This window comes from Microbacterium sp. LWH7-1.2 (assembly GCF_038397755.1).
GTDB lineage: Bacteria > Actinomycetota > Actinomycetes > Actinomycetales > Microbacteriaceae > Microbacterium.
On the sequence record NZ_CP151637.1, the window covers coordinates 4,199,629 to 4,217,431 of the forward strand.

The 17,803-nt window shown below is 70.7% G+C and carries 17 protein-coding genes; 11 read left to right on the plus strand and 6 right to left on the minus strand.

Annotated features, from left to right (window positions below):
* Positions 1-80: 80 nt before the first annotated feature.
* Positions 81-1,583, minus strand: a complete 1,503-nt coding sequence (locus tag MRBLWH7_RS19510; protein ID WP_341997515.1) for a SulP family inorganic anion transporter — start codon at positions 1,581-1,583, stop codon at positions 81-83.
* Positions 1,584-1,809: 226 nt separating this feature from the next.
* On the opposite strand from MRBLWH7_RS19510, the gene MRBLWH7_RS19515 reads away from it, so the two are divergent.
* The gene (locus tag MRBLWH7_RS19515; protein ID WP_341997518.1) at positions 1,810-3,471 is read left to right on the plus strand and encodes an alpha-amylase family protein; all 1,662 of its coding nucleotides are present in this window, start codon (positions 1,810-1,812) and stop codon (positions 3,469-3,471) included.
* Here the strand turns inward: MRBLWH7_RS19515 and MRBLWH7_RS19520 are convergent.
* Entirely contained in the window at positions 3,423-3,731 is a 309-nt protein-coding gene (locus MRBLWH7_RS19520; RefSeq protein WP_341997519.1) for a hypothetical protein, read from the minus strand. The genes MRBLWH7_RS19515 and MRBLWH7_RS19520 overlap by 49 nt on opposite strands.
* A gap of 136 nt (positions 3,732-3,867) precedes the next feature.
* On the opposite strand from MRBLWH7_RS19520, the gene MRBLWH7_RS19525 reads away from it, so the two are divergent.
* From MRBLWH7_RS19525 to MRBLWH7_RS19535, 3 genes are all read left to right on the plus strand, one after another.
* The gene (locus MRBLWH7_RS19525; protein WP_341997521.1) at positions 3,868-5,886 is read left to right on the plus strand and encodes an acyltransferase family protein; all 2,019 of its coding nucleotides are present in this window, start codon (positions 3,868-3,870) and stop codon (positions 5,884-5,886) included.
* Between the two features lie 68 nt (positions 5,887-5,954).
* Positions 5,955-6,914: an NAD(P)-dependent alcohol dehydrogenase gene (locus MRBLWH7_RS19530; RefSeq protein ID WP_341997523.1), complete on the plus strand. Its 960-nt coding sequence runs from the start codon at positions 5,955-5,957 to the stop codon at positions 6,912-6,914.
* Between the two features lie 307 nt (positions 6,915-7,221).
* Positions 7,222-7,566 carry a DUF2200 domain-containing protein gene (locus MRBLWH7_RS19535; RefSeq protein ID WP_341997525.1) on the plus strand — a complete coding sequence of 115 codons (345 nt, stop codon included), beginning with the start codon at positions 7,222-7,224 and terminating at the stop codon, positions 7,564-7,566.
* A 122-nt stretch (positions 7,567-7,688) separates the two neighbouring features.
* Here MRBLWH7_RS19535 and MRBLWH7_RS19540 read toward each other — a convergent pair whose 3' ends face one another.
* Positions 7,689-8,666, minus strand: coding sequence for a lytic transglycosylase domain-containing protein (locus tag MRBLWH7_RS19540; protein ID WP_341997528.1), 978 nt, complete (start codon positions 8,664-8,666; stop codon positions 7,689-7,691).
* Between the two features lie 249 nt (positions 8,667-8,915).
* Here MRBLWH7_RS19540 and MRBLWH7_RS19545 point away from each other — a divergent pair, with 249 nt between their 5' ends.
* Together MRBLWH7_RS19545 and MRBLWH7_RS19550 are read left to right on the plus strand one after the other, a co-directional pair.
* Positions 8,916-10,217 carry a M18 family aminopeptidase gene (locus MRBLWH7_RS19545; RefSeq protein WP_341997531.1) on the plus strand — a complete coding sequence of 434 codons (1,302 nt, stop codon included), beginning with the start codon at positions 8,916-8,918 and terminating at the stop codon, positions 10,215-10,217.
* Between the two features lie 124 nt (positions 10,218-10,341).
* Entirely contained in the window at positions 10,342-11,079 is a 738-nt protein-coding gene (locus MRBLWH7_RS19550) for a CoA pyrophosphatase (protein WP_341997534.1), read from the plus strand.
* 11 nt (positions 11,080-11,090) lie between these two features.
* Here the strand turns inward: MRBLWH7_RS19550 and MRBLWH7_RS19555 are convergent, their stop codons facing one another.
* Entirely contained in the window at positions 11,091-11,666 is a 576-nt protein-coding gene (locus MRBLWH7_RS19555; protein WP_341997536.1) for a DUF2510 domain-containing protein, read from the minus strand.
* A gap of 73 nt (positions 11,667-11,739) precedes the next feature.
* On the opposite strand from MRBLWH7_RS19555, the gene MRBLWH7_RS19560 reads away from it, so the two are divergent.
* A complete protein-coding gene (locus tag MRBLWH7_RS19560) occupies positions 11,740-12,141 on the plus strand; it encodes a PPOX class F420-dependent oxidoreductase (RefSeq protein WP_056369280.1) in 402 nt (133 codons plus the stop codon).
* A gap of 68 nt (positions 12,142-12,209) precedes the next feature.
* Here MRBLWH7_RS19560 and MRBLWH7_RS19565 read toward each other — a convergent pair whose 3' ends face one another.
* Positions 12,210-13,085, minus strand: a complete 876-nt coding sequence (locus MRBLWH7_RS19565; RefSeq protein ID WP_341997540.1) for an SDR family oxidoreductase — start codon at positions 13,083-13,085, stop codon at positions 12,210-12,212.
* A 111-nt stretch (positions 13,086-13,196) separates the two neighbouring features.
* Between MRBLWH7_RS19565 and MRBLWH7_RS19570 the strand changes: the two genes are divergently transcribed.
* Both MRBLWH7_RS19570 and MRBLWH7_RS19575 read left to right on the plus strand, forming a co-directional pair.
* Positions 13,197-13,559, plus strand: coding sequence for a helix-turn-helix domain-containing protein (locus tag MRBLWH7_RS19570; protein WP_341997542.1), 363 nt, complete (start codon positions 13,197-13,199; stop codon positions 13,557-13,559).
* 37 nt (positions 13,560-13,596) lie between these two features.
* Positions 13,597-14,829, plus strand: coding sequence for a nucleotide disphospho-sugar-binding domain-containing protein (locus MRBLWH7_RS19575; protein ID WP_341997544.1), 1,233 nt, complete (start codon positions 13,597-13,599; stop codon positions 14,827-14,829).
* 33 nt (positions 14,830-14,862) lie between these two features.
* Here the strand turns inward: MRBLWH7_RS19575 and MRBLWH7_RS19580 are convergent, their stop codons facing one another.
* A complete protein-coding gene (locus MRBLWH7_RS19580; protein WP_341997546.1) occupies positions 14,863-15,855 on the minus strand; it encodes a TIGR03557 family F420-dependent LLM class oxidoreductase in 993 nt (330 codons plus the stop codon).
* Positions 15,856-16,065: 210 nt separating this feature from the next.
* Here MRBLWH7_RS19580 and MRBLWH7_RS19585 point away from each other — a divergent pair, with 210 nt between their 5' ends.
* Entirely contained in the window at positions 16,066-16,689 is a 624-nt protein-coding gene (locus MRBLWH7_RS19585) for a dihydrofolate reductase family protein (protein ID WP_341997548.1), read from the plus strand.
* Positions 16,686-17,774: a crosslink repair DNA glycosylase YcaQ family protein gene (locus MRBLWH7_RS19590; RefSeq protein ID WP_341997550.1), complete on the plus strand. Its 1,089-nt coding sequence runs from the start codon at positions 16,686-16,688 to the stop codon at positions 17,772-17,774. Before MRBLWH7_RS19585 ends, MRBLWH7_RS19590 begins: the two co-directional genes overlap by 4 nt.
* Positions 17,775-17,803: the final 29 nt, after the last annotated feature.

Consider the following 17,803-nt stretch of genomic DNA (forward strand, 5'->3'; position numbering starts at 1 on the left):
CCGCTGAGTTCACCGTAGGCGGATGGCGCAGAACGGGGCAGGGGCTTGCGCCGGAAGCCGAGCCGCCCCTCGTGGCGCGATCACGCCGAGCCGAGCTCGCCGCTGAGGCGGCCGTGGAAGCGGGCCGCAGCATCCGTCATCCCGCGCAGCTCGACGGCCGTTCCGCGGGACTCGTACTTCGTGACGATCGCGTCGAGGGCGGCGACGGTCGAGGCGTCCCACACGTGGGTGCGCGAGAGGTCGATGACCACGTTCGGTGGGTCGGCGGCGTACTCGAACTGCGTCGTGAGGTCGTTGCTCGAGGCGAAGAAGAGCTCGCCGTCCACGCGGTAGCGGGCGATGTCGCCGTCGACCTCGCGGGTGACGGTCGTGAAGTGCGCGACGCGTCGCGCGAACAGCACCATCGCGGCGAGCACGCCGAGGATCACGCCGACGGCGAGGTTGTGCGTCCAGACCGTGGCCACGACGGTGACGAGCATCACGAGCGTCTCGCTGAGCGGCATCCGCTTCAACGTCGACGGACGGATGCTGTGCCAGTCGAACGTCATCACGGACACCACGATCATGACGGCGACGAGTGCCGCCATCGGGATGAGCCCCACGATGTCGCCCAGGACGACGACCAGCACGAGCACCCATGCTCCAGCCATGAAGGTGGAGATGCGGGTGCGGCCGCCGGACGTCTTCACGTTGATCATCGTCTGGCCGATCATCGCGCAGCCGCCGGTGCCACCGAAGAACGCCGAGGCGATGTTGGCGACGCCGAGGCCCCACGCCTCGCGGGTCTTGCGGGAGCGGGTGTCGGTGATGTCGTCGACGAGCTTCGCGGTCATGAGCGACTCGAGGAGGCCCACGAGCGCGGCCGCGAACGCGTACGGAGCGATGATCTGGAGCGTCTCCCACGTCCCGGGCACGCTGGGGATGAGGAGCTCCGGAAGGCTGCGGGGCAGCTCGCCCTGGTCAGCGACGTTCGGCACCGCGGACAGTCCGAAGCCCACCACGACCACGGTCAGCACCACGATCGCGATGAGCGGCGCGGGGACGACGCGCGTGATCCGCGGCCAGACGATAAGGATGCCGAGACCCACCGCCACGAGCGCGTACACGGCCCACGGCACGTCGACGAGCTGTGGCATCTGCGACAGGAAGATCAGGATCGCGAGGGCGTTCACGAAGCCCACCATGACGCTGCGCGGGATGAACCTCATGAGCCTCGCGACTCCCAGCATCGCGAAGAGCACCTGGATGACGCCCGCGAGCGCGATCGTGACGATGAGGTAGTCGGAGCCGTACTCGCGCGCCACCGGCGCGATGACGAGCGCGACCGCGCCCGCGGCGGCGGTGATCATCGCCGGGCGCCCACCGGTGAACGCGATGACGACCGCGAGCACGAACGATGAGAACAGCCCCACCCGAGGATCGACGCCCGCGACGACCGAGAAGGCGATCGCCTCGGGGATGAGGGCGAGCGCCACGACGAGTCCGGCGATGACCTCGCGGGTGAGCAGACGCGGCCGGCGCAGCGCCTGCAGCACGGTCGGCTCGCTGCGATGGCGATCGGCGGATTCGGCGACGGTGGACACGGCGGCTCCTCGGAACGTGCGCGCACCGTTGCGCCCGCAAGGCATGGGAAGGGACGGATGCTGCGACCCGCGCGGCCCTTCGACTCTAGCCGCGCGTACCCGACGACGCGGCCGATCTCAAGGGCCTCGCGAGGTGCCCCGCTGCTCGTGAGAATCGCGGAAGGTCCATGCGTGGCCGCCGTGCGGCCGCGGCAGCCGGCATCCGTCCCCGACCGGAGGAGGCACGATGAAGATCACCGACACGAGCGACCTGTGGTGGAAGAGCGCCATCGTCTACTGCCTCGACGTCGAGACGTATATGGACGCCGACGGTGACGGGACCGGCGACATGCAGGGCCTCGCTCAGCGCATCGACTATCTCGCGCAGCTGGGCGTGACGTGCCTGTGGTTGATGCCCTTCTACCCGACTCCCGACCGCGACGACGGGTACGACATCACGGACTTCTACGGCGTCGATCCGCGGCTCGGCAACCACGGCGAGCTCGTCGAGGTGATCCGCACCGCCAACGACCGCGGCATGCGGGTGATCGTGGACCTGGTCGTCAACCACACGTCCGACCGGCATCCGTGGTTCCTGAAGGCGAAGCGGAGCGTGAACTCGCCCTACCGGGACTACTACGTGTGGCGCGACGATCCGCCGCCGAAGGGTCAGAAGAACGCCGTGTTCCCGGGCGACGCGAAGGGCATCTGGACCGAGGACGAGGCGTCGGGGCAGTGGTATCAGCACAGCTTCTACGAGCACCAGCCCGACCTCAACATCGCGAACCCCGTCGTGCGCGACGAACTGGCGAGGGTGATCGGCTTCTGGCTGCAGCTGGGAGTGGCCGGTTTCCGTGTCGACGCGGTCCCCTTCTTCCTCGAGCTGCCGAAGGGCGCCCGGATCCCCGATCCGCACGAGCTCCTGCGGGACTTCCGTCGGTTCCTTCAGCGCCGCTCGAGCGAGGCGATCCTGCTCGGCGAGGTGAACCTCCCGTACGACCAGCAGGTGCAGTACTTCGGGGGTGCGGAGGTGAACGAGCTGTCGATGCAGTTCGACTTCATCGGGATGCAGGCGTTCTACCTGTCTCTCGCCCGCAGGAATCCCGCGCCGCTCGTCGAGGCGCTGACGTCACGGCCCGACCTTCCCGAGGATGTGCAGTGGGCGAACTTCCTGCGCAACCACGACGAGCTGACGCTCGACAAGTTGTCCGACGACGAACGGGAGGAGGTGTTCGAAGCCTTCGCGCCGGACGAGAAGCAGCGCGTCTACGGCCGTGGCATCACGCGCCGGCTGCCTCCGATGCTCGGCGACCCGCGGCGTATCCGCATGGCGTACAGCTTGATGTTCACGCTCCCGGGCACACCGGTGCTGTTCTACGGCGAGGAGATCGGGATGGGCGAGAACGCCGAGATCCCGGGGCGGAGCGCCGTGCGCACGCCGATGCAATGGACGGGCGAGAAGAACGGCGGCTTCTCGTCGGCGCCCCCGTCGCGGCTGATCGCGCAGCCGCCGGGCGACGGCTACGCGCCTGAGCACGTCAACGCCGCAGCCCAGATCAAGGACCGCGATTCGCTGCTGCACTTCTTCCGCGACCTGATGTCGCGCTACCGGATCTCGCCGGAGCTCGGGTGGGGAGCCTTCGAGGTGCTCGAGCAGCCGGTGCCGGCGGTCCTCGTCCACTCTCTCAGCGCCGATGTCGGTCGGCTTATCGCGATCCACAACTTCGACGAGGTTCCGTCGACGACGCGATTCATCGTGGACGGGGAGCCGGAAGGCACCTGCCTGGTCGACCTGCTGGGCTCGCAGCGCATCGAGCTCGATGGACGGGGAGGCCTGGAGCTCGAGGTGCCGGGCTACGGCTACCGCTGGCTGCGAGTGTCGCGCCCAGGCGACGGTCGCGTGTCGTAGCCCGCTCCCCGGCGCGAACGCGCCAGGTCGACGAAGGCGGAGATCGCGGCGCCGAGCCCGAAGAGGAGGGCCGCGGCCAGACAGGTCGTGAAGAGCGCCGATGGCAGGTCGAGCGTCGCCCACTGCTGGATCCCGCCGCGGATCAGGAACGGCAGGACCCCCGCGCAGAAGAGGAACACCGCACACGCCCAGAGAAAGCGGCGCAGCGGAGTCTTGGGCGGATGGTCCTGCGCCAGATTGAACAGCGGCAGGGGGGCCATGTGCGTCTCCGGTCGGGAGGAGGGGCGGGGTTCGTCAGTATGCCAGCCCCGGGCGGCGTGGCCGTATCGTGCAGCGTACGCCACGGTCCGTCAAGGGGGTGTCGACCGTTCACCTCGCCGACCTAGAGTCTGTCGAGTGGTGGACCGAGCACGCGCCCAGCCCGACCACGCGGGTTTTCGCGCCGATGTTCAAGGACTGCGCGCGATCGCGGTCGCGTCGGTCCTGCTCTATCACGCGGGGCTGCCGTTCCTGCCGGGCGGCTACGTCGGCGTCGACGTGTTCTTCGTCATCTCGGGCTTCCTCATCACGTCGCACCTGCTGGGGCAGCTCGAGCGTCATGACCGGCTGAGATTCGGGGAGTTCTACGCCCGACGGGCCCGCCGCATCCTGCCGGCATCGTTCGTCGTCCTGATCATCTCCGTCGCGGCGGCGCTCATCTGGTATCCGCCGCTGCTCATGAAAGACCTCTGGGCCGCGGCCGTCGCCACCGCGCTGTACGTGCCGAACTACTTCTTCGCTTCCGCGAACTCGGACTACCTGGCCGAGTCGTCGAATCCGTCGCTGTTCCAGCACTACTGGTCGCTGGGGGTCGAGGAGCAGTTCTACCTGCTGTGGCCGGCGGTGCTCGCACTGGTGTGGGTGCTGGTCCGCTCGCGACGGGCGCTGGTCGCCGTGCTCATCGCGGTGGTCGCCGCCTCGTTCGCACTCTGCGTGTGGCTCACGTTCGCCGCGCAGCCGTGGGCGTTCTTCTCGCTGCCGTCGCGCGCGTGGGAGCTCGGCGTGGGCGGGCTCGTCGCCGTGCTGCTGCAGCGCAGACCCGGGATCGTGGGGGAGCGGTGGGCGGCTCCCCTCGGGTGGGCGGGGATCGCGGCGGTGGCGGCGTCCGTCCTCTTCTTCTCGTCCGGGACGCTCTTCCCGGGTGCGGCGGCGGCGCTGCCCGTGCTCGGCACCGCGGCGGTGATCGCGGCGGGTGAGACGCGGCGCGGACCGACACGGATGCTGTCGACCCGCGGCATGGTGTTCATCGGGACGATCTCGTACTCGTTGTATCTCATCCACTGGCCGGCGATCGTGCTGCCCGGCACCGCGCTTCCGGGGGAGCTGCCACTGTGGACGACACTCGGCATCGCGGTCGCGTGCGTGCCGGTGGCGTGGCTGCTGTACCGGTTCGTCGAGGATCCGGTGCGCCGCGCGCCGCTGCTCACGAAGCGGCGTGCGCGCGTCACGCTGGTCGGCGCGCTTGCCGGCTCCCTCGCGTGCCTGGGCCTCGCGAGCGCCGCGTACGCCGTGGTCGACACGCGTTCGCTGCACGCGGAGCGCGCGGCCTCGAGCACCGTCATCGTCGATGCCCCGCGCGGCACAGAGTTCGTGCCCGACAACCTCGCGCCTGCGCTGCGGGACGCCCGCGACAGCCTTCCCGAGCTCTACCAGGACGGCTGCATGCGGGGCAGCGCCGCCACGGATGCCGAGGGCTGCGTCTACGGGGATCCCGCGGCGCCTCGCATCGTGCTCCTGGGCGACTCGCACGCCGCGCAGTGGTTCCCCGCGCTCGAGGGCTTCGCCACGTCGGCCGGGTACTCGGTCGAGGTCCACACGAAGAGCTCCTGCCCGGCGGCCGACATCGACTCGCTGCGCCGGGGCGCGCCCTTCCCGCAGTGCCCCGAATGGCGCGACGCCGTGATCGACCGCATCAACGCTTCGCCTCCTGCCCTGGTGATCCTGGCGACCTTCACCGACCCGGAGCTCGCCCCCGGCGTCGACGACGACGCGAAGACATGGGCGGCGGCGTTCGGCCGTACCCTCGACGCGATCGACGCGCCCGTCGCGATGATGGCCGACACCCCCGATATGCGGGAGGACCCGGCACCGTGCTTGTCGGCGCACCTCTCCGACGCCGTGGCATGTGCTCAGCCCCGGACGATCGCGCTGGCCGGGCCGGCCCGCGAGGGCGAGGCGACGGCCACCGCCGAGCGCGGCGTGCCGCTCGTCGACCTCAACGAGTACCTGTGCGGCGTCGACGCGTGTCCGCCCATCCTCGGCAACACGCTCGTGTACCGCGACTCGCATCACCTCACCGCGGAGATCAGCGCCGATCTGGCCGTCGTGCTGGGCCGGGCCTTGCAGCCGCTGCTGCCTCCGGGCGCGGGCGGTTGAGCGGGACCTCGCTCCGCCACGCCGAGAGGACGTTGCGCGCATCGTCGCGAGCCCGAGACGATGTCGGCATGCGCGCGGTCGTGTACGAGCGGTACGGTTCGCCCGAGCAGCTCCAGGTGCGCGACGTCCCGCGGCCGGTGCCCCGGGCCGGCGAGGCGCTCGTCGAGGTCGTGGCGACGTCGGTGAACCTCTCTGACTGGGAGGGGCTGCACGGAAGTCCCGCCTACGCGCGCCTGGGCGGGCTGTTCCGGCCGCGGCACCGGATCCTCGGCTCCGACATCGCCGGCCGCATCGCGGCCGTCGGCGAGGGCGTGACGCGGTTCGCGATCGGCGACGAGGTGTTCGGCGACATCATGCCCCGCTACGGCGGGTTCGCCGAATTCGTCGCCGTGCCCGAGGCGGCGCTCGCCCCGAAGCCGGCGCAGTTGTCGTTCGCCGAGGCATCCGCTCTTCCCCAGGCAGCCGCGATCGCGACGCACGCCGTGGCGCTGGCGGAGCCGGGTGCGCGGATGCTGCTCAACGGCGCCGGCGGAGGCTCGGGCACTCTCGCGATGCAGCTCGCGACGCAGAAGGGCGTGCACGTGACGGCGGTCGACAACGCCGGCAAGCTCGACTTCCTCCGCGCGCTCGGCGCGGACGAGGTCATCGACTACCGGTGCGAGGACTTCACCCGTCGCGGCCCGTACGACCTCATCGTGGACCTCGTCGCGCGCCGTTCCGTGTTCGCCTACGGGCGTGCGCTCGCGAAGGGCGGCCGGTGCGTGATGGTCGGTGGCACGGGACGGGCGCTGATACGGATGCTGACCGCCGGCGCGCTGCTCGGAGCCCTCACCGGCCGGCGATTGGGGGTGCTGTTCGTGCGCCAGGGCCCCTCGGCGTTCGTGCCGGTCGCGGAGCGGTGCGCGGCGGGAGAGGTGAGGGTGCATATCGACCGCGTGTTCTCGCTCGATCAGGTCCCCGAAGCGCTTGCGTGGCACGGCGAGGGCCGCGCACTCGGCAAAGTCGTGGTGGCGGTGCGCGGGGAGTGACCCCGTCCGACCTCGAGCCGAAGTCGACGCAGGCCCGACACGATCGTCGAGTTGCCGCGACTCGCTCGGCTATCAGGTCGGCGCTGCGCGTGTCAACAGGCAGACGGACCCGGGTGTCCCTGCGTAATCTGGCGGAGCAACATGCAGTTCAGCGCGCAGCGGTCGAGCTTCGGCGTTCGGGTCGCCGTCCCGTCTCCCGCGAACGCGCGATGGTCCCGGTGGGAGGGCAACCCACCGGGACCATCTTCTGCGCCGGGGCTCACCGATGCCGTGGGCCGAGGCATCCGTCCGGTACTAGCCTGTCGGCATGCACCGGATCTTCTCGATCAGCTTCGCCTCGGTCTACCCGCTCTACGTGACGAAGGTCGAGAAGAAGGGGCGCACGACCGAGGAGCTCGACGAGGTCATCGAGTGGCTCACGGGCTTCGACGATGCCGAGCTGAAGCAGCACCTCGACGAGCAGACGACGCTCGAGGACTTCTTCGCCCACGCCGACCTCAACCCGAACGCCTCGCTCATCACGGGCGTCATCTGCGGCATGCGGGTCGAGGAGATCGAGGACCCGCTGATGCAGAAGATCCGGTACCTCGACAAGCTCGTGGACGAACTCGCCCGCGGCAGATCGATGGAGAAGATCCTCCGCACCGCCTGAGTCACGCCTCTGCCGGCGCGGGTCACCAGGCGACGAAGAGGGCACGTCCACAGTCAGGACGTGCCCTCTCCGAGGCGGTCAGGCGAGCGCTCCGGATCGCCGACGAGCGTTCGTCGCGTCGATCAGTACCAGCCGGTCGACTGCGAGTGGCTCCACGCGCCGCACGGGCTGCCGTAGCGGCCCGAGATGTAGCCGAGGCCCCACGCGATCTGCGTCGCGGGGTTGGTCTGCCAGTCGGCGCCGGCGCTGCCCATCTTGCTGCCGGGGAGAGCCTGGGGGATGCCGTAGGCACCGCTGGACCTGTTGTAGGCCTGGTAATTCCAGCCCGACTCCTTGATCCACAGCGACACGAGGCAGCCGAACTGGTCGTCGCCCCAGCCGTAGCCTCCGATCATCGAGCGTGCGGTTGCCTGCGCGTCGGCCGGGCTGGTGCCGCCCACGGCGCCGCCGGTGGCGAACACGGGTGCGCCCCCGCCGGACGAACGCGGCGTCGCCGACTTCTTCGCCGCGGCGGCCTCTTCGGCGGCCTTGGCGGCAGCGGCGGCCTCGGCCTCCTTTCGGGCCTTCTCCTCCGCCTCGCGCTGCGCCTTGAGGGCGATCGCGGCGTCGAGCTTGCCACGCAGGCCCTGCGCCTGCTCGTTGACCGAGGCGGTGAGAGCGGTGACGGCATCGGTGACGTCCGTCGTGTACTGCGCGGGGAGCGACTGCGCACGCTTCAGCTGCGCGACGGCGTCCTCGAGGTCGGTGGTATCCACCGCCGTGTCGGGTGTGCCGACGTCGAGACCCGACGCGGCGATGTCGGACGACACGGTGGACGCCGCGGTCATCGCGGCATCGGCGTCGGCGACGGTCTTCTCGAACGCGCTCGGTGCCGCGGCGGTCTCGCCGGTGACGGAGACCGGGGAGTACGACGCCAGCGCGAAGTTCGTCAGCGAACCGGATGCCTCGGCCTGCGATGCAGGGGTCGCCGTGCTGAACGCGGCGGTGGCCAGCACGCCGACGGCGAGCGTCGCCGCGACCAGCACCGGGCGGCGGCGGAGGCGGCGTTCGGCGCGGCGGAGAGTGCGGCGGGCGGGCGGAATCGACGTGTGGGAGCGCATATAAGACCGGGTTCCGTATTAGCGAAATGCGCCATCGGGCGGCGCGTCGTGACCGTTCGGGCGGGCACAAGTCCCCGAGTCTCCCGGGCGTTTCTGGACGCTTCCGGTGCGTTACCTGAACGTTACATGTGAGCGGAATGTTCGAAAAGGCCCGATCAAGGGGTGGGATCCGGTCGGATGAGGACGCCTGGGAAGGTCCTCCGAACTACGATCGAAGCACCCGCCGGCCGTCATACAGGAGGCTCATCCGTGCCCTCGTCCACCGCTCCCGCCCGCCCCGCAGCCCTCGCGCACGCCGACGATCTCGCCGCGTTCGTGGCGGCGTCGCCGTCGAGCTTCCACGCGGCCGCCGAGGTCGCGAGCCGCCTCGAGAACGCGGGATTCGTCCGTCTCGACGAGGCGGCCGGATGGCCGGCGCCGGCCGGGGGGAAGTATGTGGTGGTGCGCGACGGCGCCGCGATCGCGTGGGTCGTGCCGCCCAGCGCGACGGCGTCGACGGGCGTGCGGATCTTCGGCGCGCACAGCGACTCGCCGGGTTTCAAGCTCAAGCCCAAGCCGACGACCGGCAAGCTCGGCTGGCTGCAGGCCGGCGTCGAGATCTACGGCGGTCCGCTCCTGAACTCGTGGCTCGACCGCGAGCTCCGCCTGGCGGGCAGGCTGGTGCTCGACGACGGCACGAGCGTGCTCGCGGCGACCGGTCCGCTGCTGCGACTCCCGCAGCTCGCGATCCATCTGGACCGCGAGGTCAACGACCACCTCGCGCTCGACAAGCAGTCGCAGACGCAGCCGGTGTGGGGTCTCGGCGAGGCGGATTCCGCCGACATCCTGGGCGAGCTCGCACGCGAGGCGGGCGTGGACGCGGGCCGGGTCCGCGGCTACGACATCGTGACCGCCGACGCTGCGCGGGGCGCGATCTTCGGGCGTGACGATGTGTTCTTCGCCTCCGGACGCCTCGACGACCTCGCGTCGGTGCACGCGGGCGTCGTCGCGCTCGAGCGCGCGGCCGACGGCCACGAGGCCGGCCACATCGCGATGCTCGCCGTCTTCGACCACGAGGAGGTCGGCTCGGGCACCCGGTCGGGTGCGGCCGGTCCTTTCCTCTCGGACGTGCTCGAACGGCTGTGGCTGTCGCTCGGCGCCGATCGCGAGCAGCAGCTGCGCGCGCTCGCCGCATCCTGGTGCGTCTCGAGCGACGTCGGCCATTCCGTCCACCCGAACTACGCCGACAAGCACGACCCGGTCGTGCAGCCCGTGCTCGGCTCGGGCCCGATCCTCAAGATCAACGCCAACCAGCGGTACGCGACGGACGCCGCGGGCGCGGCGGCCTGGAACGGCTGGTGCGCCGTGGCCGGCGTCACGAGCCAGGAGTTCGTCTCGAACAACGCGGTGCCGTGCGGCTCGACGATCGGCCCGATCACGGCGACCCGTCTCGGCATCCGGACCGTGGACGTCGGCATCCCGATCCTCTCCATGCACTCGGCGCGCGAGCTCGCCGGCGTGAGCGACTTGTGGGACCTCGCCCGCGTCGCAGAGACCTACTTCCGCGGCTGACACCGATTCCACGAAGCATCCATGTCCCACATTCCACGGAGCATGTCCCGAAATCGGTGGCTTTGCGGGCCAGGAATGAGCGAAACCGGGACATGCTCACGGGGCGCAAGCGTAGCCTGAACGGATGCCGCATCCCATGACTCCGCCGACGGGCGATGTGCGTCGCCGGGAGGCGCTCGGTGCGCGCGCTCAGCTCGCGGCGCTGGCCGAGACCTCCTCGACGGGGACGGGCCCGCTGCTGGATCTGCCGTCGCCCGCCGACCCGCGCCCGGCCGCGGTGCTCATGCTCTTCGGGGTGCTCGACACGCTTCCCAGCGACCACGACGCGCAGTCCACGGCGGTGTCCCGCGATCTCGACGTGCTGCTCCTCGCGCGTGCGACGACGCTGCGTGCGCATCCGGGTCAGGTCGCGTTCCCCGGCGGCCGGATCGATCCAGGCGATGACGGCCCGGTGGCGGCGGCACTGCGCGAGGCCCGCGAAGAGACCGGGCTCGATCCCGCCGGCGTCGAGGTGCTGGGCGAGCTCGTCCGCATCCCGCTCGCCTTCTCGCAGCACATGGTGACTCCCGTGCTCGCGTGGTGGCGGCATCCGTCACCCGTCCGCGTCGTCGACGAGGCGGAGTCGGCCGATGTGTTCCGCGCGCCCGTCGCCGACCTGCTGAACCCCGCCAACCGCGGGGTCACGGTGATCCGTCGCGGCGGACAGGAGTGGCGCGGCCCCGGATTCCTCGTGCGGCATGCGACCGGCGAGCACCTGGTGTGGGGGTTCACCGGCATGGTGCTGGATGCGCTGTTCGACCGCCTCGGCTGGAGCGAGCCGTGGGACGAGGAGCACGAGCTCCCGCTCGTGCTGCCTGACTGACGAGACCGGTGTCAGCGGTAGCGGTAGTGGTCCGCGCTGCTGTTGACCCACGCGATGAAGCGGCGGGCCTCCGCGTCGCGCGCGAGCGGGAACGGCGCCACCCACACCTGCGACCCCGCGATGACGAGGTGCGGTGCCGCTCGGTCGATCGCCCGGTTGAGGCTTCGCGGGGTGATGGCACCGGCGGCCCCGAACATCCGCCGCTCGACGGAGGCCCTCGTGAACTCCGGGCGCCGCAGCAGCGCGTCGCCCGAGTCCGCGGATGCCGCGACCTCGTTCACCGGCTGGCTCAGGTCGCCGAAGTGGATCCACCGGCCGTCGATCACGACGCCCGCGAAGTCCTGCTCCTCGCCGCTGTACCGCACGTCGCTCGTCCAGCGCCGGCCGTCCCACCAGCGGGTGCGTCCGCGCTGGTCGTCGTACCATCCCGCCGGTGCCGGCCCGGAGGCGGCGGGGCCGCCATCCGTCCGCAGCTCGGTGTCGCGCTCGCGCAGATCGATGTACTGGTCGGTCCAGTGCGTGCCGTCCCACCAGCGCTGTTTGCCGGAGCCGTCGTCGTACCACCCGGGTGCGGGCTGCGTCGCCATGATCCGAGGGTAGTTCGTGACGCGGATTCCGGGGATCGGCCCTCGCCCGCCGACGCCACGGCAGACTGGTGCCATGCCTCACGTCGACGACATCGTCCCCGCTGACCGCCGCCATCTGCTCGAGCTCCCGGTGTACGCGCACCTCGGGACCATCCGGCCGAACGACACCGTCCAGGTCAACCCGATGTGGTTCGAGTTCGACGGCGAGCACGTCCGGTTCACGCACACGAACTATCGGCAGAAGTACCGCAACCTGCAGCACAACCCGTCGATGTCGCTGTCGATCCTCGATCCCGACTCGCCTTTCCGGTACCTCGAGGTGGCGGGCAAGCTCGTCGACGTCGTCCCCGACCCCGAGGGCGCGTTCTACGTCCGGCTGCAGAACCGCTACGGCAACCCGAGCTCCACGCCACCGCGCGACAAGGAGGACCGCGTGATCCTCGTCATGGCGATCGACCGCGCGACCCGGCAGTGATCGTCACGGACGAATAGGAGGACGGATGCTGCGGCCGCAGCATCCGTCCTCCTCTTCTGTCCGCGCGGTCAGGCGTTGATGCGGGAAGCCTCCACGGCTGCGCGCAGGCCGTCGGCCACGGGCGTCGTCGGCCGGCCGAGCAGGCGTGCGAGCGCCGGGTCTGCGTCGGCGAGCACGCCGCGCGCGATGCCGGCCTCCATCTCGGCGACGAAGCCGACGGTGCCCGCGTCCAGCCCCGCCTCGGTGAGCGCGGCCTCGAGCTGCTCTCGCGAGACCGGCACGAAGGCGACGTCGCGGTCGAGCAGCTCGGCCGCGGCGGCGGCGAGGTCGGCGTACGACACGGCGGTGTCGCCCGAGAGCTCGTAGGTGCGGCCCAGGTGGCCGTCCTCGATGAGCACGACGGCGGCGGCCTCGGCGTAGTCGGCGCGACTCGCGGCGGCGACCGTCGCGTCGCCCACCGATGCGGCGATGACGCCGGTCTCGGCGGCGCGCAGCACGTCGGGCGCGTAGTTCTCGGTGTACCAGTTGTTGCGCAGCACGACCGCGGGAACACCGCTCGCGGCGAGGTGCTGCTCGGTCGCCTTGTGCTCGGGCGCGAGCACGAAATCGGCCGAGTCGGCGTGCGCGAGGCTGGTGTAGACCAGCTTCGCGACGCCGGCCGCCTTCGCCGCGTCGATCACGTTCACGTGGCCCTCGTATCGCCGGCCGAGTTCGGAGCCCGAGATGAGCAGCACGGAGTCGACGCCCTCGAGCGCGGCGGCGACGGCCTCGGGCGCGTCGTAGTCGAGCGGGACGACACGGATGCCGCGCTCCACGAGATCCGCGACCTTCGAGGTCGTGCGCGCGCCGGCGACGATGTCGCCCGGGGCGACGCCGCGCTCGAGGAGGGCGTCGATGACGAGGTGGCCGAGCTGTCCGCCGGCGGCGGTCACGAGGATGGTCATGGTGGTCCTTTCGGTGGGGACGCGCTCGGTGCGCGCTCACCGGACGCCAACGTGCCGTATGCAGCGACACATTCCAGCCTGCGGGTACCCACTCTGAGGTAAGGTACCCACGTGATGGTGAGTTTTGCGGAAATCCGGTCAGAGATTCCGGGTGTCTTCGACGAGGCCTGCCCGACGCGTGTGGTCCTCGACCACGTCATGAGCAAGTGGGGCGTGCTGGTGCTCATGGCGCTCTCCGAAGGCACGATCCGGTGGGGCGAGTTGCGCCGCACCGTCGGGGGCATCAGCGAGAAGATGCTCGCGTCGACGCTGCGCACGCTCGAGAAGGACGGCTTCGTGGCGCGCACGGCCTACCCCGAGGTGCCGCCGCGCGTCGAATACTCCCTGACGCCGCTCGGCGACGAGCTGATGGAGCGCATGATGCCGCTCATGGCCTGGATCGGTGTCAACGCCGCCGACATCGTCGACCGCTGAGACAGTCGCCGGGCGTCTCGCCTGCCAGGATGACGGCATGGCTGCCGTCCTCTTCTGCCCTGTGACGTTCAACCTCGCCGAGGTGACGCGCATGATCGAGGTGGCGCGGGCGCTGGATCCCGCGCATCGCGTCGTGTTCCTGGGCTACGAGCCGGACTTCGCGTACCTCATCACCGACGCGGGCTTCGACTACCGCGCGAGCGAGCCGGCGATGACCTCCGCGCAGCGCGCACAGCTCATGAGGTTCGACCAGGGCAAGACCCTGCGCAGCCCGCTCACCGATGCGCTGGTCTCCGCGCGGGTCGACGTCGAGCGTGCGCTGATCCGGGAGACGGATGCCGCGGCCGTCGTGATCGGCTCGAACGTGACGTCGATGATCTCGGCCCGGGCCGAGAAGATCCCCTTGTTCTATGCGGTGCCGTTCGCACTCACCCGGCCTCAGGTCGCGCAGACCGCGCGGCTCGGGATGGTGCGAGGCAGCGGCCGCGTCGCCCACGCGCTCGACCGCGTGGCGACCAGCCTGCTGCGCTTGGCCTACAACCGCCTGCCGCTCGCGCCCCGGGCGTTCGGCCGAGTCGCTGAGGCCAACGGTGTCCCGGCCCTGAAGACCGTCGTGTCGCTGCTCGAGGCCGACCACAACCTCCTCACCGTCATGCCGTGGGAGCTCGAGGGCTACACGCTCCCCGACGCGTACCAACGCGTCGGGCCGATCTTCGCGCACATCGACGCGCCGATGCCGCCGATCGTGGCGGAGCTCGCGGCGCGCCCCGAGCCGCTGGTGTACCTCGGCCTCGGCTCCTCGGCGAATCGCGAGATGGCGCTCGCCGCCGCGTCGCAGCTCGGTGCTCTCCCTGTGAACGTCGTCGCGCCGGTGCGGCACTATCTGCGGGAAGCCGACGTGCTGCCGCCGAACGTCCACGCGACCGGGCTGCTGCCGGCGCACCTGCTGGGCGGGCTGGTCGACGCTGCCGTCCTCCACGGCGGACAGGGCACCGTGCAGACGGCGTGCGCGGCCGGGATCCCGTTCGTGGGCATGGGGCTGCAGCCGGAGCAGGTCTGGAACGTCGACCAATGCGTCCGTCAGGGCAACGCGCTCGCGCTGTCGCCGAAGCAGGCCGGCGCGCCCGCGCTGGCGGGCGCCGTGCGCCGGCTGCTGACGGACGACGGGATGCGCACCGCGGCCGAGCGCGTGCGCGCCGCGTATGCGGACGAGGACGGGGCCGCAGCATCCGCTCGGGTGATCGAGGCTCACCTCGCGGGGCGGGGGTGAGCGCGAGCCGGCACCGCTCCTTGTGGCGCCGGATCAGCTCATCGCGCGAAGGCGTTCCAGCAGTGGCCCGGCCGCCTCGGCGAGGAACCGGTCCTGCGCCTCGTCGCCGATCTGCACCAGGGCGATGTCGGTGAAGCCCGCCTCGAGATAGGGACGCACGCTCTCTGCGAGCTCGTCGAGGTCCGGCCCGCACGCGATGGACTCCGCCACGTCCTCCGGGCGCACGAACTTGCTCGCGGCCTCGAAGCCCGCCGGCGTGGTGAGGTCGGCGTTGACAGGCCAGCCTCCGCCGAACCACCGGAACTGCTCGTGAGCGCGCTCGACGGCGGTGGTCTTGTCGGGGTCCCACGAGACGGCCACCTGCCCGATCTTGCGTGACGTGCCGCGGGTGCCGGGCCGGGCGTCCGCCGTGCGAGCCTCGTCCCACAGTTCCACCAGCTCGGGTCGTGGCTCGACGGCGATCATATGGTCCGCCAGCGGTGCGAACGATCCGATCGACTCCTCGCCCGACACGGCCACGCCGATCTCGACCGGCGTGTCGGGCGCATCCCAGATCCGCGCGGAGTCCACGCGGAAATGCTCGCCGACGTAGGTGAGCAGCCGGCCGGTGTGCAGCTCGCGGATGATCTCGATCGCCTCGACGAGCCTGTCCTGACGGACGTCGACGTTGGGCCAGCCCTCGCCGACGACGTGCTCGTTGAGACTCTCACCCGAGCCCAGCCCGAGCAGGAACCGGCCCTCGCTGAGGATCTGGAGGGTCGCCGCCTTCTGGGCGACGACAGCCGGATGGTACCGCATCGTGGGGCACGTCACGTAGGTCATCAGCTCGACGCGCGAGGTCGCGTGGGCGACCGCGCCGAGCACGGTCCACGCGTACGGCGAGTGCCCCTGGCTCACGAGCCAGAGGGAGTAGTGGTCGCTCGAGACCTCGAAGTCGTAACCCGCCTCCTCCGCGGCCTGGGCGTACCGCACCAGTTCGCGAGGTCCGCTCTGCTCGCCCATCAAGGTGTGTCCGAATCGCACCATCGTGTCCCTCTGCTTCCGCCTCGCGTCGCGCCGCCCGGTCAGCGGTCGCCCTCCGGACGATACGAACGAACGCGCGGCGTCGCCCGGGGATTGCGACCTCGACTCACGGGTGCTATCCGCGACCGTCACCCGCGCATGCGCGAGAGGGCTGTCGTGCCGTCGGTGCCCGGACTAGCGTGGGGCCGACCGCACGTCCCATCGGAGGTTCGCATGTCAGTCGTCGCCACGATGTCGCTCTCGCTCGACGGGATCGGTGCCGGAGTCAACCAGACGGAGGAGCGCCCGTTCGGCGAGGTGCCCGAGAACGCGCTGCACCGCTGGATGTTCGAGACGCCCGACGAGAACCGTGCCGAGATCGACGCGATCGTCTCCGCCGGCGCGTACATCATGGGGCGCCACATGTTCGGTCCCGTACGCGGCGAGTGGGACCGCGACTGGCGCGGATGGTGGGGCGCCGATCCCCCCTACCACGCCCCGGTCTTCGTCCTCACCCATTACCCTCGGGAGTCCGTCGAGATGGAGGGCGGCACCACCTTCCACTTCGTCACCGACGGCATCCACGCGGCCCTCGATCGGGCGCGGGAGGCTGCGGGCGACCGCGACATCCATGTGGCCGGAGGCGTGTCGACCACGAACTCCTATCTGGCCGCCGGCCTGATCGACGAGCTGATGCTGCAGATCTCGCCGAGCATCGTCGGCACCGGGCTGCGCCTGCTCGACGGGATCGGTCCCGTCCGGCTCGAGCAGATCTCGGGCCGGTCGGCGTCGCTCGTCACGCACGTGCGGTACCGGGTGCTCCCCGGCGGCTTCGCCGAATCCGCGGATTCTGCGTGACGGCGCACCGGCTCACTCGCGATCAGGCGCGGCGCATCGTGGTCCGCGCGCAGCTGCTCGATGCCGAGAGGCCGGGCGACGTCGTCGAGGTCGCCGAGCAGCTCGGCTACATCAAGATCGACCCGACCGCGACGATCGCGCCGTGCGAGCACACTGTGCTGTGGTCGCGGATCGGCTGGTCGTACGAACCCGGGCAGCTGCGCAAGGTCGTGGAGGACGACCGTCTTCTCTTCGAGTTCGACGGCACGTTCCGCCCCATGAGCCTGCTGCCGCTGATGCTGCCCGCGATGCGCCGGTGGCCGCAGCGCGAGAGCAGCCGGCAGTGGCTCGAGGCGAACGCCGGCTTCCGTGAGGATGTGCTTGCGCGACTGCGCGCCGAAGGACCGCTGCTCGCGAGCGAGATCCCCGATACCGCGCAGGTGAGCCGTGCGCCGGACGGCTGGTCGGGGACGAACCAGGTGCCCCACATGCTGGACTTCCTGCTCCGTCAGGGAGAGGTGGCGGTCACGGGCCGCGAAGGTCGCCATCGGGTGTGGGATCTCGCTGAGCGCGTGTACCCGCAGGACCTGCCGGAATACGGCGACGACGAGGCCGCCGCGCTCCTGGCGGCACGCAGACTGCAGTCCGCCGGTCTCACGAAGCCGCACTGGTTCTGGAGCGGCGTCGCGAAGGACACCGGCGAACCCGCCGTCGTCGAGGGCAGCACGACGAAGTACCGGGTCGACCCCGAGGCGCTGGCCGCTCTCGAAGAGGAGGACGCCGGAGGCCGGGTCGCCTTCCTGAACCCGTACGACAGCCTGCTCTTCGACCGGAAGCGCCTCGAGGAGCTCTTCGCGTTCACCTACGTGCTCGAGCAGTTCAAACCGAAGGCGCAGCGCCGGTACGGTTTCTTCGCGCACCCGATCCTCATGGGCGACCGGTTCGTCGGGATGCTGGACGCCGAGGTCGCCCGCGATCGCGAGGTGCTCAGGGTGAACGCGATCCATGAGTTCCTGCCGTTCGAGCCGGAGGAATCCGAGATGGTCCGCGCCGAGATCTCCGAACTCGCGGAGTGGCTCGGTGTCTCAGTCACGGGACTGCCCTGAACGGGCCCGAGCGCTGCGACCGGACCGAC